This is a genomic window from Pantoea sp. DY-17 (genome assembly GCF_019795975.1).
GTDB lineage: Bacteria > Pseudomonadota > Gammaproteobacteria > Enterobacterales > Enterobacteriaceae > Pantoea > Pantoea leporis.
The window spans coordinates 546,875-573,038 of the sequence record NZ_JAIMIG010000004.1 but is presented as its reverse complement, the minus strand read 5'-3'; the positions used below and the strand labels follow the sequence as shown (position 1 = coordinate 573,038).

Sequence of the window (26,164 nt, the reverse complement as noted above, 5' to 3'; positions counted from 1 at the left end):
CTTTTAGTGCGAAAGATCGTGGTTGATCTCGCTGGCTGATACAGATAGAGAAGGGAAAGACACTGAGCACAATGTGTAAAGCAGCGTAAAATAGCGCATAAGGTTAAACGGGCATAAAGGTCGTACCAATGATAGCGGCTGAAAAGAACCGACAGGCATATGGATAACTTATTATTTACAAAGGGATTTGTAACAGAATGGTTATAAATGAAGCGCAAAGGGCAAGATAACCGGCAGAGGAACTGCCGGTATGCAGCAGGGTTTTATAGCTCTTGTTCGAATAAAACCAGGATCGCGTCGTACAGCTGTTTTACCGAGAAGGTGCGCGCGGGGGTAATAAAAATGGTGTCATCACCGGCAATGGTGCCGAGAATGCCTTCCGCTTTGCCCAGCGAATCCAGCAGGCGCGCAATCAGCTGCGCCGCGCCCGGACTGGTGTGAATCACCACTAACGCATCGTTGTAATCGATATCCAGCACCAGATTCTTCAGCGGGCTGGTGGTGGTGGGCACGCCGAGTTCAGCAGGCAGGCAGTAAACCATCTCCATCTTGGCGTTGCGCGTGCGCACCGCGCCAAACTTGGTCAGCATGCGAGAAACTTTGGACTGATTAATATTCTCGAAGCCGTCTTCCTGCAGCGCCTGCACGATTTCGCCCTGGGAGCTGAATTTCTCTTCCTTCAATAAGGCTTTAAACGCCTTAATCAAGTCGTCTTGTTTCGATGGGTTTCGCATAAGCTACCAATTAAAAAGGGGTTGCAGAGGGCAACAGGCCCACGGCAGATAAATTATTATGCATTTAGATGAATTTTTATGCAATAAGTCTGGTAAGAGAATCGCGGTAATGACCTGCGGGGCGGGCATCATAACAGAATATGATGTTGCACCAAAATCGCGGGTGGACGCGCAAAGCGAAGGTTGCAAAGTTGTTATATTATTGAAGTGGTAACAACAATATCGATGATCATTGCCGTCCATTGTCTTCTGGCTGCGAATGAATCATTCAGGCGACTTCTGAAGTGGAGATGTCTCGGGAGCCGATTGCGGCGTAGTGTTTAGTGCGCGACAGGTTTAGTCGCTATCGCCTGAGAAGTTGATTAAACTCGTAACCTGATGGATTTTCGGCATATCTCTGCCCCACCTTAATAAGGAGTTCAGGATGAAAGTTGCCGTTCTCGGTGCCGCTGGTGGTATTGGCCAGGCGCTCGCACTGCTGCTCAAAACGCAATTACCCGCAGGCTCAGCTCTCTCACTTTACGATATCGCTCCGGTAACGCCCGGTGTGGCGGTCGATCTCAGTCATATCCCAACGGCAGTCACCGTGGAAGGGTTTAGCGGTGAAGATGCTACACCTGCGCTGCATGGTGCTGATGTGGTGCTGATCTCCGCGGGTGTGGCACGTAAGCCGGGCATGGATCGCGCCGACCTGTTTAACGTCAACGCCGGTATCGTGCGTAACCTGATCGAACAGGTTGCCAGTACCGCGCCAAAAGCGCTGATTGGCGTCATCACCAATCCGGTGAATACCACGGTGGCGATTGCGGCCGAAGTGCTGAAAAAAGCCGGCGTGTATGACAAGAATCGCCTGTTTGGCGTTTCCACCCTCGATATCATCCGTGCCAATACCTTTGTCGCGGCGCTAAAAGGCAAGCAGCCTAACGAGATTGAAGTGCCGGTGGTGGGCGGGCATTCTGGCGTAACGATTCTGCCGCTGCTGTCGCAGGTGAAAGGCGTGAGCTTCAGCGAGCAGGAAGTGGCGGATCTCACCAAACGTATTCAGAACGCGGGCACCGAAGTGGTGGAAGCCAAAGCCGGTGGCGGATCGGCGACGCTGTCGATGGGACAGGCAGCGGCCCGTTTTGGCCTGTCATTGATTCGTGCCCTGCAAGGCGAAGCCAACGTGGTGGAGTGCGCGTATGTGGAAGGCGATGGCGAATATGCCCGCTTCTTCTCGCAGCCGCTGCTGCTGGGCAAAAACGGCATCGTTGAACGCCGTCCGCTGGGCACGCTGAGTGCCTTTGAACAGCAGGCGCTAAACGGCATGCTGGAAACGCTGAAGAAAGATATCGCGCAGGGCGAAGAGTTTGTGAAGTGATAAACTCCGAGCGGCAATAAAAAACGCCCGGCATCTGCCGGGCGTTTTGTTTTTATAATCCGCCAGATTTGAAGGTTTTATTGGCGGGCGCACCGTTAGTCGCGGGGTTTTGCTTTCCTAACGTCTCCATGCGTACCTGGAATGGTGGGAACGGCATCTCAATGCCGTGCTCCTCAAAGCCGCGCAGAATCAGTTGATGCAGTTCATGGCGCAGCGGCATGCGATGCCCCATCTCCGCCGCGTGCACGCGCAGTTCAAACAGCTGAATACCTTGCTGCAGATCGACCAGGAACACATCCGGCGCCGGCATATCGAGCACGTAGGTGCAGCGATCGGCCGCTTGCTTAAGAATGTTGGTCACTTCATCGCTGTTGACTCTGGCGGGCGCTGGAATCGTCAGCACCACACGCGTGACCGAATCCGACAGCGACCAGTTCACGAACTGCTCAGTAATGAAGGCCTTGTTCGGCACGATGATCTCTTTGCGGTCCCAATCGGTGATGGTGGTGGCACGCGTGTTGATGCGCGTGATGCTGCCAGTCAGGTCGCGAATGGTCACGGTATCGCCAATACGGATCGGTTTCTCAAACAGGATAATCAGGCCGGAGATAAAGTTAGCGAAAATCTCCTGCATGCCGAAGCCCAACCCCAGACCCAACGCCGCAACCAGCCACTGCAGCTTCGACCACTCAATGCCCATCATTGAGAAGCCAATCAAGCCGCCAATCAGCATCAAAGCATACTTGGTCAAAGTGGTAATGGCGTAGCCGGTGCCCGGCGCCAAACTGAGATGCTGCAACAGCGCCAGCTCCAGCAGCGCGGGCATGTTACGCACCAGCTGCGTGGTGATGATCAGCACCAGAATCGCAATCAACACCGCACCCAGCGTAATCGCCTGCACGCTGTCCACGCCCTGAATGGTGGTGCTGGCATTCCACAGCGGAATGTTATCAAGGAAGCTAAACGCCGAGTGGATTTCTGACCACAGCACAATCACCGAAACCAGCGCAATCAGCGTCAGGATTGAACGCACCAGACGCAGCGACTGTGCGCTGATCTCATCGAGATCAATGCTTGGCTCATCGATTTCGATGGTGTCGGCATTCGCTGGCGATGATTGCTCTTTCTCTTCTTCACTGCGCGCGCGGTTGGCCAGCATATCGGCACGACGCTGACGTGCACGGTCAAAGGCGATGCGGCGGCGCTGAATCAGCATCCAGCGGCGGATGATGTGATACACCACCAGCAGGAAGAACCAGATGCCCACCGAGGTTTCCAGACGCGCCAGCAGCGCCTGCGCGGTGGCGAGATAACCGATGCAGGAGGCGAGGGCAGCCACCAGCGGCAGGGCGATCATCAGGTTCCACAAAATGCGGTTTACGAAGTTATCGCCGTTGCCCTCTTTATCCAGATAGAGCGGAATACCGGCGCGTTTCAGGCTAACGGTAACGATACTCAGCGCGCCACAAATCAGGATGAAGCACACGCGTCCCAGCGTGCCGGAGAATTGCGGATCGTCGAGATTGGCAAAGGCGATCAGCAGCATGATCAGTGGCACAATCAGCCCTACCGATAGCGAGTAATAGCGCATGGCACGCGCCACGCGCGCTTGCGGCCAGCGGAAATGCACCACAAACAAGCCATCGGGACGTGCAAACGCGGCGCTGATCATAAAGGCCCACAGCAGCGGCAGCGTGGCGGTGATGCCATCGCCAATCGCCACGGCGAACGGATAAGGCCAGGCATGTTGTAAACCGTAACCGAGCGCGGCCCACAATACCGGCAGCGGCACCGCCACCAGAATTGACCAAAATACCGTGCGCAGCGTCAGGCTGAAGCGATCCTGCGTCACTTTGCCGACGCGGCTGGCGGAGCGCTCCATAAAGGCGTTGTAGTGACGACGCGAGCTGATGCTGAAGCCAACCAGCAGAATCGCACCAATAATCGGTAACACGGTTTCGCGATTGGTAAACATCATCGCCAGCGCTTTGCCGAGTTGGCCGGCGGTATCCAGCGACAACAGACGCTTGAGATCCTGCGCCATCTCCACCGGGAAATTCAGGCCGATGGTATTAACGTCAGCGGTCCAGAACAGATAGCGATGCGTCGCATCTTTAACTTCGGCTAAGGCATCCTGCAGCTGCGTATTGGAAACTTTGAGCTTAGTGATTTCCAGAATCAGCGTATCGCAACCGGAAATCAGTGAGTTCAGCAGTTCGCGCTGGGTTTTGAGTTGCGCTTCGAGGATGCGCACCTGATCGCTGCTGAACGGCGTGCCGTCATCCTGTTTGGCTTTGCGCAGTTCCTGCTGGCGCTCCAGCAGATCCTCATAATGCAGACGCTGCACCCGCAGCTGGCCCATTTCGCTGTCAATCTGCTGAGATTTCGGCATCTCTGGCAGACGGGCAACCTGCGCACGCAAGGCTTCGCCCAACAGATTGGACGCCCCCAGCCATTGCGACTGCTCACGCAGCGTGCTCAGCGCCTGACGCACCTGCAAGGTCTGATTGGTGGCCAGACGCTGCTGCGAAGCGACTAAATCCATGCGCTGCGCTTGCTGATTGAGGTCTGCGGAGAGTTCGCGGTTAACGCGGAACTGATCGCTGATCGAACTCGGCAGATCGCCGCTGTTTTCCGCCAACTGCTCGGTGCGCTCCAGCGCCAGTTCAGCTTCGCGCTGGCGCTGATTGTTGAGCTGATTGCGCAGCGCCTGCAGATAGTTATCCAGTTGAGTCGCTTTGCGCTGATGTACTTCGGCGCGCATGCGCGCCAGTTCCTGACGGTTATTCGCCGAAAGCTGCGCCAGCTCTAACTCGTCCACGCGCGCTTTGTTGGCGGCGTTTTCCGCCTGACGCGCGTAAATCTGCGCCTGCGCCAGCGGCGTAGTCGCCGTCGAAGCGCTCTGCGCGCGACGATCGCTTTCGGTCATCGCCCGGCGTGCATCGGTTTGCTGCTGCGGCAGCTGCGACAGTGAATCGCTGATCTCGCGCGCGCGATCCTGCTCCTGCTGCGCCTGGCGGCCTTCCTCCAGCAGCTGGCTGCTGACCTGCAACAGCTCCTGATCCAGCTCGGCGCTGCTCATATTGCTGCGCACCGCCTTACTGCTGTCCGTCAGCGTGGCGATCTGCTGACGTAATTCGCGCGCCAGCCGCGGGAAATCATCAATCACCTGCTGATACTGCTTCGCGCGCTCCAGCGACTCATCGCGCTCGTTGAGGAAATTGATCGCCGATTCGAGCGCCTGCACCTGTTCAGTTTGCGCGGGTGAGCTTTTCGCCGATTTAGCCGCATCCAGTTCCTGCTTTAGCTGGCTGGATTGCGGAACGGTGGCTGCAAATACAGAACTGCTGAGCACAAGGCTCAGCAGCAAGGAGAGGAAAACACGCACGGGAGAGATTCCGGGTTATTTGCTAAGTGAGACGCTGTCGCCAGGCTGAGGCAGGGCGATGGCCAGCGGCTGACCGAGGCGGGTTTTGCTTTCGGCTTCAAGGCTCTCTGCCAGCTTCACGCGATTCGGCGCGAACAGGTTGATCACCGTTGAACCCAACTTGAAGCGACCCATTTCCTGGCCTTTCAGCAGCACCACCGCACCATCATGATCGGCAGACGGATAGCGCCAGCGTTTAATCACACCTTCGCGCGGTGGCGTAATGGTGCCCGCCCACACGGTTTCGATGCTACCCACAATGGTGGCACCGACAAGGATCTGCACCATCGGGCCATGATCGGTATCGAATACGCAGATCACGCGCTCGTTACGCGCAAACAGATTCGGGATGTTACGCGCGGTCAGCGGGTTGACGGAGTAGAGATCGCCCGGCACATAGATCATTTCGCGCAGGATGCCGTTACACGGCATATGCACGCGGTGATAATCGCGCGGGGCGAGATAAGTGGTAACAAACTCGCCGTCATGAAACTGATCCGCCAGATCGTCGTTACCGGCCAGCAGCGCCTGCAGGCTGTAAGTGTGGCCTTTGGCCTGGAAGATCTGATCGCCGGCAATGCGGCCCAGCTGGCTGATCGCGCCATCCGCGGGCAGCGCCAGTAATGAGGCATCAGTATCGATCGGACGCGCGCCCTCTTTTAACGGACGCACGAAGAAATCATTGAAGGTGCGGTAGCTGCCGGTATGGGGCTTGCTGGCTTCCGCCATATCCACTTTGTAGTACCAGACAAATAGGTCGATGACCGCTTTAGTGAGCCAGCCACCACGGCGGCTGGCACCCCAACCGGCGAGTTCGGTGAGGCCTTTTTTAGGCAAAATATGATTCAGGCCGAGTTTAAAACGATCAAACACCGTTGCCTCCTGGCTTAATTACGTGTCGTTAACAAAAAAGGGGGCGGATTGTAGCAGCGCCCCAGCGCGTTGGCGAATGTGCCGTTGTACTGCTTAATCTGCGTCGGAGGAAAAGTTTTTACGCGTCTTTACCTGCGCCATACTTTCCAGAATTCGGTGGTAGTTATCGAAGCGGGAGATATCAATCTTGCCCTCTTCCACCGCTTCGCGAATGGCACAGCCAGGATCGGTATCGTGCTTACAGTCGCGGAAACGGCAACCGCCAAGGAATTCACGGAATTCGACAAAGCCGCGCGTCACTTGTTCCGGCTCCAGATGCCATAAACCAAACTCACGCACGCCCGGTGAATCGATCACATCGCCGCCCGCCGGGAAGTGGTAAAGGCGTGACGCGGTGGTGGTGTGCTGACCTAATCCAGAAACGTTCGACACATCGTTGGTCAGAATTTCAGCCGCTACCTCCAGGCCAAGCAGGTTATTCAGCAGGCTCGATTTACCCACGCCAGATTGGCCGGCAAAGATGCTGACGCGGCCGGTTAAGGCGCTTTCCAGTTCAACCAGGCCATCTTTGGCGTGGCTGGAAACCATCAAGACGCGATAACCAATGTTGCGATAAATCTCCATCTGCTCATCAACAAACGCGCGGCCTTCGGCATCTAAAAGGTCGGTTTTGTTGAGCACCAGCAGCGGTTCCACGCCAAGGGTTTCGCTGGCGACCAGGTAACGATCAATGATGTTGAGTGACAGCTCTGGCAGGATCGCCGAAACGATAATAATCTGATCGATGTTGGCGGCGATGGGTTTCACGCCGTCATAGAAGTCTGGGCGCGTAAGCACCGTCTTACGTTCGTGTACCGCTTCGACGATCCCTTTGCCGCCGCCAATGGCAGCGCGCCATAAAACGCGATCGCCAGTGACCAGCGAGCGAATGGTGCGGCGGATGTTACAGCGATGCACAACGCCTTCGCTATCTTCCACGTCTGCGTGCATGCCGAAACGGCTGATCACCACGCCATCAGCTGCTTCTCCAAACAGACTATCATCCGGCTCCGGCTTATCGCTCCGTTGCTGCAGACGACGCTGATGGTTGGCGCTTACGCGACGTTGTTGACCTTTCGACAGTTTGTTTTTACTCACGCATCCTCTCACGGCTTTCGCCAGGTTTCGCCCTGCTGGGCAAAACGTCTATGATACACCTGAAATGAGTTTAATGACGACTTTGGCAACAGGCGGGAAACGCATGACAGCTGGAAATGAAAACAACCTGATTTGGATCGACCTCGAAATGACCGGATTGGATCCGGAACGCGATCGCATTATTGAGATCGCTACCATCGTGACCGATGCCAACCTTAACATCCTGGCAGAAGGCCCGGTGTTCGCGGTGCATCAATCTGACGATCAGTTGGCGTTGATGGATGACTGGAACGTGCGCACGCACACCAATAGCGGATTGGTGGCGCGCGTCAAAGCCAGCGAGCACGATGACCGTGCGGCGGAACTGGCCACCATCGAGTTCCTGAAACAGTGGGTGCCGGCGAACACCTCGCCGATTTGCGGCAACAGTATTGGTCAGGATCGTCGCTTCCTGTTTAAGTACATGCCTGAACTGGAAGCCTATTTTCACTATCGCTATCTTGATGTCAGCACGCTGAAAGAGCTGGCGCGCCGCTGGAAACCGGATATCTTGCCAGGTTTTAAAAAGTCCGGTAGCCATCAGGCACTGGATGATATTCGCGAGTCCGTCGCCGAGCTGGCGTACTATCGCGAGCACTTACTGCAGCTTTAACCGCCGCGGGTGCGCAGGAAATCATCAGGTTGTCGATAAAAGCAGCGAACGCGCGGAAAGCGCAAAATTTTGCTTTTAGACTCTTGCGACTGAAAGGATTTCTCGTATAATGCGCACCCCGTACCGGTGAAGAATTTCATGCGGAACGGAGAAGTAAAGTAGTACGGCGAAGTTCAGAATCGAGTAGTTGAGTTGGGTACAAGGCGGCAACTGAGCGAATATCTGGGAGCTTACTTCAGTAAGTGACCTGATTGAGTGAAGGAAGCCAACGCAGTAACCAACACAAATACGATGATTATGCGGGAATAGCTCAGTTGGTAGAGCACGACCTTGCCAAGGTCGGGGTCGCGAGTTCGAGTCTCGTTTCCCGCTCCAAACTTTCGTTGAGTAGTAAACCTCTAATGCGGGAATAGCTCAGTTGGTAGAGCACGACCTTGCCAAGGTCGGGGTCGCGAGTTCGAGTCTCGTTTCCCGCTCCAGAGTTTGTAGTAAACCATCCAAATCACGGATTTAGTCGTTAGCGTGATTGTTGTGACAAAATACGAAGAGTCAGAATCGAGTATTTTAGTTTGCAACAAGGCGGCAACTGAACGAATCCCTGGGAGCTTACATGAGTAAGTGACCTGGGTGAGTGAAGGCAGCCAACGCAGTAGCAGACTAAAATACGAAGATTATGCGGGAATAGCTCAGTTGGTAGAGCACGACCTTGCCAAGGTCGGGGTCGCGAGTTCGAGTCTCGTTTCCCGCTCCAGATTTTCATATTCACTAATGTTATTTGCCCTTAGGCGCAATCAGAATTAAAACTGCTGCAGATCTTTTTTGATCGCATGCGACACCGTTTTTTTCTGGAAATTTTGCACGCCTCGCTAGCAGCGATAATGCTTGTTGTCTGATGCAGTTATCTTACAGGTTATCCACAATGCGCCTGCAAGCTTCTGACGGCGTTTTCCCCGTTGTTTAAAACTGTTTTGAACAGAGTTATCCACAAGCTCTGGACAAACCCCTGCGCGCTAAATACGACGTGAATATTTACAATAATCGCTTAATTGATTGATTTGTAAGTGGTTATAACTATTTCAGACTGTGATCTTGCCCTTAAGACGAAATTACGATCTCCGTCACGATTCAGTGGGATAATTTTATTCACAGCATGTGGAAAAGCGTTTTATCCTGTGCGACTGCTCAATCACGCATCACGTTGCAGGCCTTTTTCGACCGCGCGCACCAGCCGCTGTTTCTTCGCTGGCTGCACTTCTACCGCTTGCGCCGCGCGTTTCTGCAACTGCTGTGCAATCGCCCATTCAATATGCTCATCAAGCAGGGGATGTTCGCCGCTGCGCAATGCTAATGCCGCCATATTTTCTTCTGCCCAGGGCGCATTACCCAATGCCACCGCAATATTTCGCAACCAGCGCAAATGCCCAATACGCCGAATCGCTGAACCTTCGGTGATACGCAGAAATTTGGCTTCATCCCATTTGAACAGATCGGTGAGCGGCGGCGCATGCAGCACCGCGCGCGGCGAGAAATCATCTTCATCGGTTAACTGGCCGTAACGATTCCACGGGCAGATCAGCTGGCAATCATCGCAGCCATAAATTCGATTACCAATCAGCGGACGGAACTCTTCAGGAATTGCGCCTTCCAACTCGATGGTGAGATAGGAGATGCAGCGACGCGCATCGACCACGTAAGGTTCGACGATAGCGGAAGTGGGGCAGATAGTGATACAGGCGACACAGCGTCCACACTGCTCTTCCTGGGGCTGATCGACCGGTAACGGCAGATCAATCAGCAGTTCGCCGAGGAAGAACCACGAACCCGCTTCACGGTTGAGGATCAGCGAATGTTTGCCGGTCCAGCCTAAACCGGCTTTAGCGGCAATCGGGCGTTCCAGAATCGGTGCGGAATCGACGAACGGACGAAAATTGCGTTCGCCACAGTGCGCCTGAATCATTTCTCCGAGCTTTTTCAGTCGATTGCGCAATACTTTGTGATAGTCGCGGCCCAGCGCATAACGGCTTACATAGCCCAGCTGCGGATTTTTTAAGGTGCTGGCAAAGGCGGCTTTAGCTGGAAGGTAATTCATGCGTACGCTAATCACGCGCAGCGTGCCAGGTAGCAGCTCATGCGGCCGCGCACGCATCATGCCGTGGCGCGCCATCCAATCCATCTCGCCGTGATATTGCTTATCCAGCCACGCCTGCAGTTTGGGCTCTTCGGCGCTCAGATCGGTATCGCAAATACCCACCTGCTGGAAGCCGAGGTCGCGTCCCCACTGTTTAATTTGTTCAGCGAGCTGTTGAAGATCGAGAGGATATGACATGAGAAACCAGGCAATTGAAGCAAACGCGCGCAGTTTAACACACTCTGTCTGGCCTGCGCAGGCGATGGCGCAACTGGAACGCGATGCCGCCGATAGCCTGGGCTTAACGCTGTTTGAGCTGATGCAACGTGCGGGCCAGGCCAGCTATGAATTAGGCCGCCAGCTGTGGCCGCAGGCGCAGCATTGGTTGATCCTGTGCGGGCACGGCAACAATGGCGGCGATGGTTATGTGGTGGCGCGACTGGCGCAGGCAGCAGGATTGAACGTGACGCTGCTGGCGTGCGCAGGCAGCAAAGCCTTGCCAGAAGAGGCGCAGCAGGCGCAAGACGCATGGCTGGCGGCGGGCGGTGTGATTCACGCGGCGGATGCGCCCTGGCCGGAGCAGGTTGAGGTGATTGTCGATGCGCTGCTCGGCACCGGCCTGAATCGCGCGCCCGCCGATCCCTACGATCGCCTGATCACACTCATCAACGCGCATGCCGCACCGGTGCTGGCGATCGATATTCCCTCTGGTTTGCTGGCGGCTAATGGCACGGCGCCGGGCGAAACGGTCATCGCCGATCACACGCTAAGCATGATTACGCTGAAACCCGGCCAACTGACCGGCAAGGCGCGCGATTACGTTGGCGTTCTGCACAACCATGAGTTGGGCTTGTCGGCATATCTTGCCGCTGAGCAGGCTCCGATTTCACGCTATGACGCCGGGGATTTAACGCGCTGGCTGAAACCACGTCGCGCTACTTCACATAAAGGTGATCAGGGGCGGCTATTGGTGGTCGGCGGTGACAGCGGCACGGCGGGCGCGATTCGCATGACCGGTGAAGCCGCCCTGCGAACCGGCGCCGGACTTGTGCGCGTGCTGACACATGAAGATAATATTGGCCCGATTCTCACCGCGCGACCGGAGCTAATGGTTGATGCGCTGAGCGATGAACGGCTGGATCAGGCGCTGGAGTGGGCGGATGTGATCGCTGTTGGGCCGGGGCTCGGCCAGCGCGATTGGGCTCAGAAGGCACTGAAAAAGATCGCGGCCAGTGAAAAGCCGATGCTTTGGGATGCGGATGCGCTTAACCTGCTGGCAATCAAGCAGGATAACCGTCAGAATCGCATCATTACGCCGCATCCCGGCGAAGCTGCGCGCTTGCTGGGGGTGAAAACCAGCGAGATTGAGAGTGACCGCTTACACGCTGCGCGCGCCTTGGCGAAACGCTACGGCGGCGTGGTGGTTCTGAAAGGCGCGGGCACGGTGATTGCCAGCGCGGCGGGTGACATCGCCATTGCCGATGTGGGCAACGCGGGCATGGCGTCTGGCGGCATGGGCGATGTGCTGAGCGGGATTATTGCCGCTCTGCTCGGCCAGAAACTGACATTACTTGATGCAGCCTGCGCAGGCTGTGTCGCGCATGGGGCAACAGCCGATGCCGTCGCGCGTCAGCGCGGTACTCGCGGCATGTTAGCCACTGATTTGTTCGAGCTGCTGTGGCAGTTTGTTAATCCAGAGATGATCCAACAATAAAGCATGAAGACCTGTGTTATCCCTTTGCCCGATGAGGCGGCAACCCTGAATCTGGGTGCGCAATTGGCGCGCGTCTGCAACAGCGCGCTGGTGATCTATCTTTATGGCGATTTGGGTGCCGGTAAGACCACCTTTAGCCGTGGTTTTCTGCAGGCGCTCGGCCATCAAGGCAATGTAAAAAGCCCAACGTATACGCTGGTCGAGCCCTACGAGCTCGGCTCTCGCACGCTGTACCATTTCGATCTCTATCGTCTTGCCGATCCCGAAGAGTTGGAGTTCATGGGCATCCGCGACTATTTCACCGGCGATGCGCTCTGTCTGGTGGAGTGGCCGCAGAGGGGCACCGGCGTGCTGCCTGAGCCCGATTTAGCGCTGACGTTGCGCTACGTGGATGCGGCGCGTGAAGCCGAAATAAGCGCGATTTCCGCCACGGGCGAAGCGCTGTTAACCCAATTCCAGCAAGGCAGGGATCCGGCATGATGTCACGGATGAAAATCATTGTACTGGGCTTGCTGTGCCTGTTTTCTGCCTCGGCGTTGTCTGCCACGTTATCGGATATCAAAGTCGAAAATGGCGATAGCCAGGCTACCGTCACGCTGAGCTTTAACGGTCAGCCCGTGTATGGCTTTTTTCCGCTGCACAATCCCAATCGTGTAGTGCTGGATATTCGTCAAAGCGGCGCGATTAAAGGATTGCCGCTCAATTTTAGCGGCGAAAATATTGTGCAGCGCATTCGCCATAGCCAGCCGAAGGATAAGCAAAGCCTGCGTTTAGTGTTCGAACTGACGCAGCCCGCGCAGACGCGCGCCAGCACGCAGCGCGATGGCAGTAATTATCGCGTGGTGTTCACCATTCGTGGGACGCAGCCAGCGAAGCGCCCGGCCGCTGCCGCGCCTGTTACCACCGCGCGTGAAAGCCAGCCGAGCAGCAGCAGCCAGGGCAATCCGTTTAACGCCAATCAGGTGACAGCGGTGACCAGCAGCAATACCACCGTGCGTCCCGGCAACTCGGTTAGTCGCAACGATGTGGTAATTGTGGCGATTGATGCCGGGCACGGCGGTCAGGATCCCGGCGCATCCGGCCAGCACGGTTTGCACGAGAAAAATGTCACCATCTCAATTGCGCGTAAGTTGAAAGCGCTGATGGATCAGGATCCGATGTTCAAACCGGTGCTGACGCGTAACGGCGACTATTTCATCTCGGTAATGGGCCGCTCAGAAGTGGCGCGTAAAGAGAACGCGAACCTGCTGGTATCCATTCACGCCGACGCCGCGCCAAATCACTCAGCCACCGGCGCATCGGTTTGGGTGCTGTCTAACCGCCGCGCCAATAACGAAATGGCGAACTGGCTGGAACAGAAAGAAAAACAATCTGAGCTGCTGGGCGGCGCAGGGGATCTGCTGGCGAACAGCCAGGCCGATCCCTATCTTAGCCAGGCAGTGCTGGATTTGCAGTTTGGTCATTCACAGCGTGTAGGTTATGACGTCGCCGTCAAAGTCCTGCAGCAGTTGCGCGGTATTACGCCGCTGCATAAGCGTCTGCCGGAACATGCCAGCCTTGGCGTTTTACGTTCCCCGGATATTCCCTCTTTACTGGTCGAAACCGGCTTTATTAGTAATGCCGCGGAGGAGCGGCTGCTTGGCAGCAGCGCGTATCAGGAGAAGATTGCTCAGTCGATTTATAAAGGCCTGCGCAATTATTTCCTTACGCATCCGCTGCAATCGATCCCAAAGGAGGAAAACCGGCCGCTGGACAGCGCACCAGCGGTTAGCGTCGCCAGCAACCCGGCGACCGGTACGGTGCAATATACCGGCGCGACGCAGCGCCATACCGTCACGCGTGGCGAAACGCTGTCGGGCATCGCGGCAAAATATGGCGTGAGCATGGCGACGTTACGTGAGATGAATAGCCTGAAGCGCGATGTGGTTTGGGTGGGACAGCGCCTGAAGGTGCCCGCGAAATCCAGCGTCAGCGTGGCGGCGAGTCGTCCAACCCGGCATAAAGTGGTGCGCGGTGATTCCCTCACGGCGATTGCCGCGCACTATGGCGTGAGCTCGAAAGCCATCATGCAGGCGAATAATATGAAGTCGAGCAATGTGATGCTGGGGCAAAACTTAAAAATTCCGCAATCCTGATTGTTGGCTCCCCGTGAGCCAACCAGCCAGAAGGATCACCACCATGCCAATACAGATTTTACCGCCGCAGCTGGCGAACCAGATTGCCGCAGGCGAAGTGGTTGAGCGCCCGGCGTCGGTCGTAAAAGAGCTGGTGGAAAACAGCCTTGATGCCGGTGCCACGCGCATTGACGTCGATATTGAGAAAGGTGGCGCGAAGCTCATCCGCATTCGCGACAACGGCTGCGGTATCGCCAAAGCCGAGCTTGCAATGGCATTGGCGCGGCATGCGACCAGCAAAATTGCTTCGCTTGATGACCTTGAGGCGATCATGAGCCTCGGCTTTCGTGGCGAAGCGCTCGCCAGTATCAGTTCCGTTTCTCGTTTAACGCTGACTTCACGCACCGCCGACCAAAGCGAAGCCTGGCAAGCCTACGCGGAAGGGCGCGACATGGATGTGACGGTGAAACCGGCTGCGCATCCGGTAGGTACCTCGCTGGAAGTGCTCGACCTGTTCTATAACACGCCCGCTCGCCGCAAATTCATGCGCACTGAAAAGACCGAGTTTACCCATATCGATGAGGTGATTCGTCGTATTGCGCTGGCACGCTTTGACGTCGCTATTTCGCTTAGCCACAACGGTAAGTTAATGCGTCAGTATCGCGCGGTCAGTGAAGATGCGCAGCGGGAGCGGCGTTTAGGGGCCATTTGCGGCACCACGTTTATGCAGCACGCTTTACGCATTGAGTGGCAGCACGATGATTTAGCGCTGCGCGGTTGGGTCGTCGATCCTCAGGGTTCGCGCCAGGTTACCGATCTGCAATATTGCTACGTCAACGGACGCATGATGCGCGACAAGCTCATCAATCACGCGATTCGTCAGGCTTATCAAACGCAGCTTGGTGACGATCAGCAGCCAGCTTACGTGCTCTATCTGGAGATCGACCCGCATCAGGTGGATGTCAACGTCCATCCGGCTAAGCACGAGGTGCGTTTTCATCAGTCGCGTCTGGTACATGATTTTATCTGGCAAGGCGTGATGAGTGCGCTGCAAGCCAGCCGCGCGCCGGAATTGCCCATCGCCCACGCCGAAGAACCAGCGCCAAAGTGGCAGCCAGAAAACCGTCAGGCGGCAGGCGCGAACCACTTTGCACAACCCAGCAACACGCCACGCAGCGGCGGCGCTTCTGCGGCCGCGAACTGGCAGAACAAAGAGCCGGTTTACAGTGCGCGTGAAGGTAATGCCTATAAGCAGTTGATGAAAACGCCGATGGTAGAAACGCCGCGCGCTGCGCCAGTTCCTGCCGCGGCTCCGGTACGTCTGCCGGAAAAGCGTGAAGCTCCGCTGGCCGCCCATGCGCAAAGCTTCGGCCGTGTGTTGAGTGTTTTGCAGGATCGATATGCGCTGCTGGAACGTGGTAGCGCATTGCAATTGTTATCGCTGGCCGTGGCGGCGCGCTGGCTAAAACAGGCCCAGCTTGAACCAGGGGAAGAAGGTTTAAAACCGCAGCCGCTGCTGATCCCGGTGCGCCTGAAAATTGCTGCGCCCGAGCTGGCTGCCATCGCCGATCATGCCGCGCTGCTGAGCCAGATGGGCATTGATTTACAACGAGAAGGGCAACACGTGACGTTGCGCGCGGTGCCTTTACCGTTACGAACACAAAATTTACAAATCTTGATTCCAGAACTGTTAGGCTACCTGGCCCGGCAGCAAGAGGTTTCTGCATCCACGTTGGCCCAATGGCTGGCGCGTCGAGATGATGCAGAAGACGCTCACTGGAATCACTCGCAGGCGATTGCACTGCTGGCAGAGCTGGAAAGGCTTTGTCCGCAACTGCTGAAGTCGCCGCCTTCAGGTCTGTTACAGACCATTGAGATTGAGAGCGCGCTAAACGCGTTGAAGCATGAGTGAACTAAACCAGGCTAGCCGGCCAAAGGCAATTTTTTTGATGGGGCCTACCGCCTCCGGTAAGACGGCATTAGCGATTTCGCTGCGTCAGCAACTTCCGGTGGAACTTATTAGCGTTGACTCTGCCTTAATCTATCGCGGGATGGATATCGGCACGGCGAAACCGTCGGCAGAAGAGTTAGCACTGGCGCCCCATCGTTTGCTGGACATTCGCGATCCGGCGGAAGCGTATTCCGCCGCAGAATTTCGTCGCGATGCGTTGGCAGAAATGGCGGATATCACCCGGAAGGGGAAGATTCCGTTGCTTGTTGGTGGAACCATGCTCTACTTCAAGGCATTACTTGAAGGATTGTCGCCGTTGCCCTCGGCCGATCCCGAGGTGCGTCAGCGAATAGAGCAAATGGCGGCGGAGAAAGGGTGGGAAGCCTTGCACCGTCAGCTGTGTGAAATCGATCCGGTCGCCGGTAGTCGTATTCATCCGAATGATCCGCAGAGACTTTCGCGAGCACTGGAAGTTTTTTTTATTTCGGGTAAAACTTTAACGGAACTGACAAAAACCTCCGGCGAAGCGTTACCCTACGACGTGTACCAGTTTGCTATCGCACCTGCGAGTCGTGAACTGATACATCAACGCATTGCGTTGCGTTACGACCAGATGCTAGCGTCAGGATTTGAAGCGGAGGCTCGTGCACTGTTTGCGCGAGGTGATTTGCATACGGACATGCCTTCCATTCGCTGTGTAGGTTATCGCCAGATGTGGTCTTATTTGTCAGGTGAAATCGATTACGACGAAATGGTTTATCGGGGAATTTGCGCCACTCGGCAGCTCGCTAAACGCCAGATGACCTGGTTACGTGGCTGGCCTGAAGTACACTGGTTAAACAGTGATGAGCCAGAGTTAGCGCGTAATGCGGTGCTTAAGGTAGTTAGTGCGTAGCAGGGATGATTGTGTACAATTGGTCCGTTATCGTGCGCAAATTTTTACGCAGTTTTTCTGAACCACGGTTCTTAAAGCAACAAACAACAAGCATATAAGGAAAAGATAGAATGGCTAAGGGGCAATCTTTACAAGACCCGTTTTTGAACGCATTGCGTCGTGAACGTGTACCGGTTTCGATCTATTTGGTGAATGGTATTAAGCTGCAAGGGCAAATTGAATCCTTTGATCAGTTCGTCATTCTGTTAAAAAACACGGTCAGCCAGATGGTGTATAAACACGCCATCTCTACAGTGGTTCCTTCTCGTCCAGTGTCGCACCATAGCAATAACGCGGGCGGCAGCGGTGGTAGCAGCAACTATCATCACAGCGGAAGCAATCAAAGCGCTCAGTCGCAGCCACAACAAGACGGCGATAACGCAGAATAATTTTGCGCTGCCGTAAAGCCAGGGCTGGAGAACGAGCACGTTTTCCTGTCCTGGTTATTTTATTTTAGCGAGGTTATAGCTTGTTTGACCGTTATGATGCCGGTGAGCAGGCCGTACTGGTACACATCTGGTTCTCCCAAGACAAAGAGCTGGAAGATTTGCAGGAGTTTGAAACTCTTGTCTCTTCTGCGGGCGTTGAAGCGCTGCAAGTCATTACGGGCAGCCGTAAAGCGCCACATCCCAAATATTTTGTCGGTGAAGGAAAGGCAGTTGAAATTGCCGATGCGGTAAAAGCGAGTGGAGCATCGGTCGTTTTATTCGATCATGCCTTAACTCCTGCTCAGGAACGTAATCTTGAACGGCTGTGCGAATGTCGCGTAATCGATCGCACCGGCTTAATTCTCGATATATTCGCCCAGCGCGCCCGCACCCATGAGGGTAAATTGCAGGTCGAGCTGGCACAACTACGCCATTTAGCAACCCGTTTGGTTCGCGGATGGACACACCTTGAACGCCAGAAAGGCGGTATCGGTTTACGTGGTCCGGGTGAAACTCAGCTGGAAACGGACCGACGCTTGCTGCGTGGCCGTATCAGTCAGATTCTCTCCCGTCTTGAACGCGTCGAAAAACAGCGCGATCAGGGCAGACAAGCGCGCGCCAAAGCTGACGTGCCAACCGTTTCGCTGGTGGGTTACACCAACGCCGGTAAATCCACCCTGTTCAACGCGATTACCTCTGCGGATGTGTACGTAGCGGATCAACTGTTCGCGACACTTGATCCGACATTGCGCCGTCTGAATGTGGCGGATGTGGGTGAAGTGGTTTTAGCAGACACCGTTGGTTTTATCCGTCATTTGCCGCACGACTTAGTCGCGGCGTTTAAAGCCACGCTGCAGGAAACGCGTCAGGCGACATTGCTGCTGCATGTGATTGACGCCGCCGATTTGCGTGTGAATGACAACATTGATGCAGTAAATGAAGTTCTGGAAGAGATTGAAGCTGACGAAATTCCGGCGCTGTTGATCATGAACAAAATCGATATGCTTGAGGACTTTGTGCCGCGTATCGATCGCAACGAAGAGAACCAGCCGATTCGTGTGTGGTTATCTGCACAGAGCGGCGTGGGTCTGCCGTTGCTGTGGCAGGCGCTCTCTGAGCGTTTAGCCGGTGAAATCGCGCAGTACGATTTACGTCTGCCGCCGGAAGCGGGCCGTTTGCGCAGTCGTTTTTATCAGTTGCATGCTATAGAAAAAGAATGGAATGAAGATGATGGCTGTGTGAGTTTGCACGTGCGTATGCCGATAGTTGATTGGCGTCGTCTGTGTAAACAAGAGCCGTCGCTAGCCAGTTATATTGTTTGAAATTGCCCAAACGCCTTTACTCAATATCTTTTAGATTGTCGTCATTATCGTTGCAGGCCGAATGTGCAGGATTTACCCGAATATTTCGGATTCCAGCAAGGCGGCAACTGAGTGAATCCCCAGGAGCTTACATCAGTAAGTGACTGGGGTGAACGAAGGCAGCCAACGAAGCTGCAATCCGAAAGATGAAGGGTAAAAAACGTAAATACAATAAATGGAGTAGAAACATGGCGTGGAATCAGCCCGGAAATAACGGACAGGACCGCGACCCGTGGGGAAGCAGCAATAATCAAGGCGGCAACTCTGGGGGAAATAAAGGAGGTCGCGATCAGGGACCACCTGATCTGGATGATATCTTCCGAAAGTTGAGTAAAAAACTCGGCGGACTGGGCGGTGGCAAACAGAATGACAATGGCCAGCGCAGCGGCGGTAGCGGTGGCAAAGTAGTTGGCATTGTTGCCGTAGCGGCAGTCGTTATCTGGGCGGCTAGCGGTTTCTACACCATCAAAGAAGCGGAACGTGGCGTCGTCACGCGCTTTGGCAAATTTAGCCATCTGGTTGAGCCAGGCCTCAACTGGAAACCGACTTTCGTCGATCAGGTTCGCGCCGTAAACGTAGAAGCCGTACGTGAACTGGCGGCGTCTGGCGTGATGTTGACGTCGGATGAAAACGTAGTGCGCGTTGAGATGAACGTGCAGTACCGCGTGACCGATCCTGAGCGTTATCTTTATGCCGTGACCAGTGCCGATGACAGCCTGCGTCAGGCCACCGACAGCGCCTTGCGTGGCGTGATTGGTCGCTCAACCATGGACCGCATCCTGACGGAAGGTCGTACCGTGGTACGTAGCGAAACTCAGCGTGAGCTTGACGAGACTATCCGTCCGTACAACATGGGTATTACCCTGCTGGACGTAAACTTCCAGGCGGCACGCCCACCAGAAGAAGTAAAAGCCGCGTTTGATGATGCGATTGCCGCGCGTGAAAACCGTGAACAGTATGTTCGTGAAGCTGAAGCTTATTCGAACGAAGTTCAGCCGCGTGCTAATGGTCAGGCGCAACGTATCCTCGAAGAGGGTCGTGCTTACAAAGAACGTACGGTGTTAGAAGCGCAGGGTGAAGTGGCGCGTTTTGCTCGCTTGCTGCCTGAATATAAAGCTGCACCAGAAATCACGAAAGAGCGTCTCTATATTGAAACCATGGAACGTGTGCTGAGTCATACCCGCAAGGTATTGATCAGCGATCGTGGTAATAATTTGACAGTCCTGCCATTGGATCAACTGATGCGCGGTGGTCAGGCATCTGGCCAGGGCGGTCAGAAAATGACGAATTTAATGAAGTCTCCTTCGTCGTCCGATAGTAATGCGAGCCGTGGAGATTCTTCATCTTACAGTCCAGACAGCATCATGGATCAGCGTCGCGCCAACGCGCTGCGCAACGATACCCAGCGCCAGGGGAGGGAGTAATCGATGCGTAAGCCAATCATCGCCGTAATTATTGTAGTGCTGGTGGTGCTTTACGCGTCACTGTTCGTGGTGCAGGAAGGCCAACGCGGCATCGTGCTGCGCTTTGGTAAGGTTCTGCGTGATGACGAAAACAAACCGCTGGTGTACGCACCGGGTCTGCATTTCAAAATTCCGTTTATCGAAACCATGAAATCACTTGATGCGCGCATTCAGACCATGGATAACCAGGCTGACCGCTTTGTTACCAAAGAGAAGAAAGACCTGATCGTTGATTCTTACATCAAGTGGCGCATCAGTGACTTCAGCCGTTACTACCTGGCAACCGGTGGTGGCGACGTTTCTCAGGCAGAAGTGCTGCTGAAACGTAAGTTCAGTGACCGTCTGCGTTCTGAAATGGGTCGTCTGGATGTGAAAGACATCGTGACTGATTCACGTGGCCGTTTAACCACCGACGTGCGTGATGCCCTGAACACCGGCAGCGCTGGCAATGATGATGACGTTCAGACGCCAGCAGCGGATGATGCGATTGCGAGTGCGGCAGCACGTGTAGAACGTGAAACCAACAGCAGTGAGCCGGCACCAAACCCGAACAGCATGGCTGCGTTAGGTATTGAAGTTGTCGACGTGCGCATCAAGCAGATTAACCTGCCGACTGAAGTGTCTGACGCGATCTACAACCGTATGCGCGCCGAGCGTGAAGCGGTAGCGCGTAGTCAGCGTTCACAAGGTCAGGAAGAGGCAGAGAAACTGCGTGCACAGGCCGATTATCAGGTTACGCGCACGCTGGCAGAAGCACAGCGTGAAGCGCTGATTTCGCGCGGTGAAGGTGATGGTGAAGCGGCAAAACTGTTTGCTGATGCCTTCAGCCAGGATCCGGATTTCTATGCCTTTATCCGCAGCCTGCGCGCCTATGAGAATAGCTTCTCAGACAACCAGGATGTGCTGGTGCTGAGCCCGGATAGCGATTTCTTCCGCTATATGAAAGCGCCCTCTAACGCCACGCGTTAAGAACTGATATAAAGTCCAGGCCGACAATGTTGTCGGCCTTTTTTTTGGGAAAAAATCATGAATTCAACCATCTGGATGGCGCTGGCTTTGGTTTTGGTGCTGGAAGGACTTGGACCGATGTTTATGCCACGTGCGTGGCGGCGGATGATTCTGGCGATGACGCAGTTGCCCGATCGTCTCTTGCATCGTTTTGGTGGCGGTTTAGTGGTGGCCGGCGTGGTGATTTACGCCATGATCAGCATGCATGCGCGTTAATCAGCCTGAAATTATGTGAGGCCGCCCGACTCAATTGTGTCTGTTGGCCGCTGTTCCCCCAACATGTTGTGAGCTGAGCAAAACTCAGGCAAAAAACAGCGCAATCGTATGCTAAAAGTGCTGAAAGAGTAAAAGTCAGGTGGTAGAATCCATTTTTAAGCAATCGGTGATTTTGAAAAAATGGGTAAGAACGTCGTCGTACTGGGCACCCAATGGGGTGACGAAGGTAAAGGTAAGATCGTAGACCTTCTGACAGAGCGCGCGAATTACGTCGTGCGTTACCAAGGTGGCCATAATGCAGGCCACACACTTGTCATCAACGGTGAAAAAACCGTCCTCCACTTAATTCCATCTGGCATCCTGCGTGAAAACGTCACCAGCATCATTGGTAACGGCGTTGTCCTGTCGCCTGAAGCGCTGATGAAAGAGATGAAAGGTCTGGAAGAGCGCGGTGTGCCGGTACGTGAACGTCTGTTGATCTCTGAAGCCTGCCCATTGATTCTGCAGTACCACGTAGCAATGGACGTGGCGCGCGAAAAAGCGCGTGGCGCTAAAGCTATCGGCACCACCGGTCGCGGTATCGGTCCTGCCTATGAAGATAAAGTGGCACGTCGCGGTCTGCGCGTGAGCGATCTCTTCAACAAAGAAACCTTTGCGGTGAAGCTGAAAGAGATCGTCGATTTCTACAACTTCCAGCTGGTTAACTATTACAAAACCGACGCAGTTGACTACGAAAAAGTGCTGAGTGATACGCTGGCGGTGGCCGATATCATTACCAGCATGGTGGTTGATGTGTCTGATCTGCTGGACGGCGCGCGCAAGCGTGGCGACCTGATCATGTTTGAAGGTGCGCAGGGTACGCTGCTGGATATCGACCACGGTACCTATCCATACGTGACCTCATCAAACACCACCGCAGGTGGCGTAGCGACGGGTTCAGGTATTGGTCCACGCTATGTTGATTACGTGCTGGGTATCGTGAAAGCCTACTCAACGCGCGTTGGTGCCGGTCCATTCCCAACCGAACTGTTCGATGAAACCGGTGAGTTCCTGTGTAAACAAGGTAACGAGTTCGGCGCGACCACCGGTCGTCGTCGTCGTACCGGCTGGCTGGATGCGGTTGCCGTTCGCCGTGCCGTACAGATCAACTCCCTTTCAGGTTTCTGCATGACCAAACTGGACGTGCTGGATGGCCTGAAAGAAGTGAAAATCTGTGTGGCTTATCGCATGCCAGATGGCCGCGAAATGACCACCACGCCGCTGGCAGCTGAAGGCTGGGAAGGCATTGAGCCGATTTACGAAACCATGCCAGGCTGGAGCGAGACCACATTCGGCGTTAAGACGCTGGAAGGTCTGCCGCAAGCTGCACGTGACTACATCAAACGTGTAGAAGAAGTGACCGGTGTGCCGATTGATATTATTTCTACCGGCCCAGACCGCAGTGAGACCATGATTCTGCGCGACCCGTTCGACGCATAATCTCCTCAGGCCGGACTCTGTCCGGCCTTTGTATTTCTAATCTTTGACTCCACTCACTCTATTTTTTCTTGCAAATATCGATACTTGCCGGAAAAAAACGCACCGGCCACCACGCTCTGGTTTATCATCATATTTAAACATCACGCCGACCGGCGCATAACCATAACGTTCGATGATTCACTGAGGTATATGTGCAGCTAACAAGTTTTACCGATTATGGTCTGCGTGCCCTGATTTACATGGCGACGTTACCGGAAGGTAAGCAGACCAACATTACCGAAGTCACCGATACCTACGGGGTGTCGCGTAACCATATGGTTAAAATCATCAATCAACTTAGCCGGGCTGGCTTTGTCGCCGCAACACGCGGTAAAAACGGCGGAATTCGTTTAGGCATGGACCCGGAAAAAATCGTCATTGGCGATGTGGTGCGAAGAATGGAGCCATTGCAGCTCGTGAACTGCGACGAGTGTGTGATCACGCCAGCCTGTCGTTTGCGTAAAGCATTGCACGATGCGGTCCAGCTATTCCTCAAGGAACTGGACAAGTATACGCTGGCCGATTTGGTCAAAGATAACGATTCGCTGTACCAACTTTTATTGTCCGAACCGCCGGTGGCAATCCAAATTAAATGACATCGGAGGAACCGTAATGTCAAAAGATCCTTATCAGGATAGAGAAGCTGAAAAATACGAAAACCCAATTCCAAGCCGCGAATTTATTCTGGCACTGCTGGAAAAACGCGAAAAGCCGACCAGCCGCGATGACATCGCGCAGGAATTGAATATCACCAGCGAAGAGCAGTTGGAAGCGCTGCGTCGTCGTCTGCGCGCCATGGAGCGCGATGGCCAGCTGGTGTTTACTCGCCGTCAATGTTACGCCCTGCCAGAACGTCTTGATCTGCTTCGCGGTAAAGTGATTGGCCATCGCGATGGCTATGGCTTCCTGCGCGTAGAAGGTCAGAAAGATGATTTCTATCTCTCTGCTGAGCAGATGAAATTCTGCCTGCACGGCGACGTGATTCTGGCGCAGCCAGGCAGCGCCGATCGTAAAGGTCGTCGTGAAGCGCGCGTGGTGCGCGTGCTTGAGCCACGTAACAGCCAGATCGTCGGCCGCTACTTTACCGATGCAGGTACTGGTTTTGTGGTGCCGGATGACAGCCGCCTGAGTTTCGACATCCTGATCCCGCAAGAAGAAACGCTTAACGCGCGTATGGGTTCAGTGGTGGTGGTTGAAATCACCCAACGTGCGACGCGTCGCACCAAAGCGATCGGCAAAGTGACCGAGCTGCTGGGCGACGATATGGGCACCAGCCTTGCGGTCGATATGGCGGTGCGCACCCATGAAATCCCGCACACATGGCCGGAAGAAGTTGAGAAGCAGATCGCTAAGCTGAAAGAAGAAGTACCGGAAGAAGCGAAGCTGGGACGTGTTGATTTACGTAAGTTGCCGCTGGTCACCATTGATGGTGAAGATGCACGTGACTTTGATGATGCGGTTTTCTGCGAGAAGAAACGCGGCGGCGGCTGGCGTTTATGGGTGGCCATTGCCGACGTCAGCTATTACGTACGTCCGGGCACGCCGCTGGACGATGAAGCGCATCAGCGCGGCACCTCGGTCTATTTCCCGTCGCAGGTTATCCCGATGCTGCCGGAGATTCTCTCCAACGGCTTGTGCTCGCTGAATCCGCAGGTTGATCGTTTGTGCATGGTGTGTGAGATGACCATCTCCTCCAGCGGCAAACTTACCGGTTTCAAACACTATGAAGCGGTGATGAATTCCCATGCGCGACTGACCTACAACAAAGTGTGGAACATTCTGCAAGGTGATGCCGATCTGCGTGAACAATACGCGGCTCAGGTTCCTCATCTGCACGAGTTGCACAACATGTATCAGGTGCTGGAAACCGCGCGCGAGCAGCGTGGCGGCATTTCGTTTGAGACCGATGAACCCAAGTTCATCTTCAACGCCGAGCGTCGCATTGAGCGCGTTGAGCGCACCTCACGCAATGATGCGCATAAGCTGATTGAAGAGTGTATGATTCTCGCCAATATCGCCTCGGCGCGTTTTGTTGAGAAAAATGAAGAGCCTGCGCTGTTCCGCGATCACGATCGTCCAAGCGAAGACAGCATCAAAAGCTTCCGTACCGTACTGAACGAGCTGGGCTTAAGCCTGCCGGGTGGCACTAAGCCACACCCGACCGATTATGCCGCCTTGCTGAAGCAAGTGGCCGATCGCCCAGACGCAGAAATGCTGCAAACCATGCTCCTGCGTTCGATGAAACAGGCGGTTTACGATCCTGAAAACCGGGGTCACTTCGGCCTGGCGCTGGCGTCGTACGCGCACTTCACCTCGCCGATTCGCCGCTATCCGGATTTGCTGCTGCATCGCGCCATCAAATATCTGCTGGCAAAAGAGCGCGGCGAAGTGGACGGCATCACCACGCCGACCGGCGGCTATCACTACGACATGCAGCAGATGCTGCAGCTGGGCCAGCACTGTTCACTGACCGAGCGCCGTGCTGATGAAGCCACGCGCGATGTTGCCGATTGGCTGAAGTGTGACTTCATGCAGGATCAGGTCGGCAACGTGTTCAACGGCGTGATCTCCAGTGTGACCGGCTTTGGTTTCTTCGTGCGTCTTAACGAACTGTTTATCGATGGTTTGGTGCACGTTTCCTCGCTGGATAACGACTATTATCGCTTCGATGCGGTGGGTCAGCGTCTGATTGGTGAATCCGGCGGCCGTACTTATCGTCTGGGCGATGCGGTGGAAGTGCGCGTTGAAGCCGTGCATATGGACGAGCGTAAAATCGACTTCGCGCTGATCTCCAGCAAGCGTGTACCGCGCGGCGAAGGCAAAACCGAACGTGAGCGTGAGAAACGCGGTGGCAAACCGCCAGCCAAGCGTCGTCGTGATGCCGGCAAGAAGGGCACTTTCGAACCTGATTCAGCGTTCCGCGGCGAAAAGAAAAAGCCTGCGGTTGCTGAAAAACCGGCTAAAACCGAGAAAAAAGGCAAAAAAGTCTCCGAGAAAACCCGTAAAATCGCCGCCGCCACCAAGTCTAAGCGCGCGTCGAAGAAGCAGCCTGACGAAGCCTGATAGTTTGGTCGCCTTGCAGGGCGACCTGACGAAACCGTTGTAGGGTGCGCATTCATGCGCACCTGAATCTCCGTATTCAACGA

At 54.9% G+C, this 26,164-nt stretch carries 20 protein-coding genes and 3 tRNA genes; 18 read left to right on the top strand and 5 right to left on the bottom strand.

The features are described from left to right. Positions 1–263: 263 nt before the first annotated feature. Complete coding sequence (gene argR, locus K5Y33_RS19455) at positions 264–734, bottom strand: transcriptional regulator ArgR (RefSeq protein ID WP_008101964.1); 471 nt, start codon at positions 732–734, stop codon at positions 264–266. 424 nt (positions 735–1,158) lie between these two features. Between argR and mdh the strand changes: the two genes are divergently transcribed. Beyond that, complete coding sequence (gene mdh, locus K5Y33_RS19450; RefSeq protein ID WP_097095873.1) at positions 1,159–2,094, top strand: malate dehydrogenase; 936 nt, start codon at positions 1,159–1,161, stop codon at positions 2,092–2,094. Between the two features lie 52 nt (positions 2,095–2,146). Here the strand turns inward: mdh and mscM are convergent, their stop codons facing one another. The 3 genes from mscM to rsgA all read right to left on the bottom strand — a co-directional run bounded on the left by mscM (position 2,147) and on the right by rsgA (position 7,531). Then, positions 2,147–5,482: a miniconductance mechanosensitive channel MscM gene (mscM, locus tag K5Y33_RS19445; protein WP_222234930.1), complete on the bottom strand. Its 3,336-nt coding sequence runs from the start codon at positions 5,480–5,482 to the stop codon at positions 2,147–2,149. A 15-nt stretch (positions 5,483–5,497) separates the two neighbouring features. Further along, positions 5,498–6,394 (bottom strand): archaetidylserine decarboxylase, encoded by an 897-nt coding sequence (asd, locus tag K5Y33_RS19440; RefSeq protein ID WP_101762854.1) that lies wholly within the window; start codon positions 6,392–6,394, stop codon positions 5,498–5,500. 93 nt (positions 6,395–6,487) lie between these two features. Beyond that, positions 6,488–7,531 carry a small ribosomal subunit biogenesis GTPase RsgA gene (gene rsgA, locus K5Y33_RS19435; protein ID WP_101762855.1) on the bottom strand — a complete coding sequence of 348 codons (1,044 nt, stop codon included), beginning with the start codon at positions 7,529–7,531 and terminating at the stop codon, positions 6,488–6,490. A 103-nt stretch (positions 7,532–7,634) separates the two neighbouring features. Between rsgA and orn the strand changes: the two genes are divergently transcribed. The 4 genes from orn (at position 7,635) to K5Y33_RS19415 (ending at position 8,934) form a co-directional block, all read left to right on the top strand. Further along, entirely contained in the window at positions 7,635–8,183 is a 549-nt protein-coding gene (gene orn / locus K5Y33_RS19430) for an oligoribonuclease (protein ID WP_222234929.1), read from the top strand. Between the two features lie 299 nt (positions 8,184–8,482). Next, a tRNA-Gly gene (locus K5Y33_RS19425) sits at positions 8,483–8,558 on the top strand. 28 nt (positions 8,559–8,586) lie between these two features. Beyond that, a tRNA-Gly gene (locus tag K5Y33_RS19420) sits at positions 8,587–8,662 on the top strand. A 196-nt stretch (positions 8,663–8,858) separates the two neighbouring features. Continuing rightward, positions 8,859–8,934: transfer RNA gene (locus K5Y33_RS19415), tRNA-Gly, on the top strand. Positions 8,935–9,369: 435 nt separating this feature from the next. On the opposite strand, the gene queG is transcribed toward K5Y33_RS19415, so the two are convergent. Next, the gene (gene queG, locus K5Y33_RS19410; RefSeq protein WP_137386612.1) at positions 9,370–10,509 is read right to left on the bottom strand and encodes a tRNA epoxyqueuosine(34) reductase QueG; all 1,140 of its coding nucleotides are present in this window, start codon (positions 10,507–10,509) and stop codon (positions 9,370–9,372) included. On the opposite strand from queG, the gene nnr reads away from it, so the two are divergent. From nnr to rnr, 13 genes are all read left to right on the top strand, one after another. Continuing rightward, entirely contained in the window at positions 10,508–12,025 is a 1,518-nt protein-coding gene (nnr, locus tag K5Y33_RS19405) for a bifunctional ADP-dependent NAD(P)H-hydrate dehydratase/NAD(P)H-hydrate epimerase (protein WP_192412269.1), read from the top strand. The two genes, queG and nnr, sit on opposite strands and share 2 nt — an antisense overlap. Positions 12,026–12,028: 3 nt before the next feature. After that, positions 12,029–12,505 (top strand): tRNA (adenosine(37)-N6)-threonylcarbamoyltransferase complex ATPase subunit type 1 TsaE, encoded by a 477-nt coding sequence (gene tsaE / locus K5Y33_RS19400; RefSeq protein ID WP_137386610.1) that lies wholly within the window; start codon positions 12,029–12,031, stop codon positions 12,503–12,505. Beyond that, on the top strand, positions 12,502–14,160 hold the full coding sequence (gene amiB, locus K5Y33_RS19395) for an N-acetylmuramoyl-L-alanine amidase AmiB (protein ID WP_137386609.1): 1,659 nt from the start codon (positions 12,502–12,504) through the stop codon (positions 14,158–14,160). Before tsaE ends, amiB begins: the two co-directional genes overlap by 4 nt. 43 nt (positions 14,161–14,203) lie before the next feature. Then, a complete protein-coding gene (gene mutL, locus K5Y33_RS19390) occupies positions 14,204–16,051 on the top strand; it encodes a DNA mismatch repair endonuclease MutL (RefSeq protein WP_222234928.1) in 1,848 nt (615 codons plus the stop codon). Beyond that, positions 16,044–16,985 carry a tRNA (adenosine(37)-N6)-dimethylallyltransferase MiaA gene (miaA, locus tag K5Y33_RS19385; RefSeq protein ID WP_110867436.1) on the top strand — a complete coding sequence of 314 codons (942 nt, stop codon included), beginning with the start codon at positions 16,044–16,046 and terminating at the stop codon, positions 16,983–16,985. The genes mutL and miaA overlap by 8 nt, the downstream gene beginning before the upstream one ends. Before the next feature lie 110 nt (positions 16,986–17,095). Continuing rightward, on the top strand, positions 17,096–17,413 hold the full coding sequence (gene hfq / locus K5Y33_RS19380; RefSeq protein WP_101762863.1) for an RNA chaperone Hfq: 318 nt from the start codon (positions 17,096–17,098) through the stop codon (positions 17,411–17,413). 80 nt (positions 17,414–17,493) lie between these two features. Beyond that, entirely contained in the window at positions 17,494–18,774 is a 1,281-nt protein-coding gene (hflX, locus tag K5Y33_RS19375) for a ribosome rescue GTPase HflX (RefSeq protein WP_007892011.1), read from the top strand. Positions 18,775–19,001: 227 nt separating this feature from the next. After that, a complete protein-coding gene (gene hflK, locus K5Y33_RS19370) occupies positions 19,002–20,237 on the top strand; it encodes an FtsH protease activity modulator HflK (RefSeq protein WP_101762864.1) in 1,236 nt (411 codons plus the stop codon). Positions 20,238–20,240: 3 nt separating this feature from the next. Further along, positions 20,241–21,245 carry a protease modulator HflC gene (gene hflC, locus K5Y33_RS19365; protein WP_101762865.1) on the top strand — a complete coding sequence of 335 codons (1,005 nt, stop codon included), beginning with the start codon at positions 20,241–20,243 and terminating at the stop codon, positions 21,243–21,245. A 57-nt stretch (positions 21,246–21,302) separates the two neighbouring features. Continuing rightward, entirely contained in the window at positions 21,303–21,500 is a 198-nt protein-coding gene (locus tag K5Y33_RS19360) for a DUF2065 family protein (RefSeq protein ID WP_008103612.1), read from the top strand. A gap of 180 nt (positions 21,501–21,680) precedes the next feature. Beyond that, positions 21,681–22,979, top strand: coding sequence for an adenylosuccinate synthase (locus K5Y33_RS19355; RefSeq protein ID WP_210081723.1), 1,299 nt, complete (start codon positions 21,681–21,683; stop codon positions 22,977–22,979). A 191-nt stretch (positions 22,980–23,170) separates the two neighbouring features. Further along, the gene (gene nsrR, locus K5Y33_RS19350; RefSeq protein WP_008103609.1) at positions 23,171–23,614 is read left to right on the top strand and encodes a nitric oxide-sensing transcriptional repressor NsrR; all 444 of its coding nucleotides are present in this window, start codon (positions 23,171–23,173) and stop codon (positions 23,612–23,614) included. 16 nt (positions 23,615–23,630) lie between these two features. Beyond that, positions 23,631–26,081 (top strand): ribonuclease R, encoded by a 2,451-nt coding sequence (rnr, locus tag K5Y33_RS19345; RefSeq protein ID WP_192412261.1) that lies wholly within the window; start codon positions 23,631–23,633, stop codon positions 26,079–26,081. Positions 26,082–26,164 lie beyond the last annotated feature (83 nt).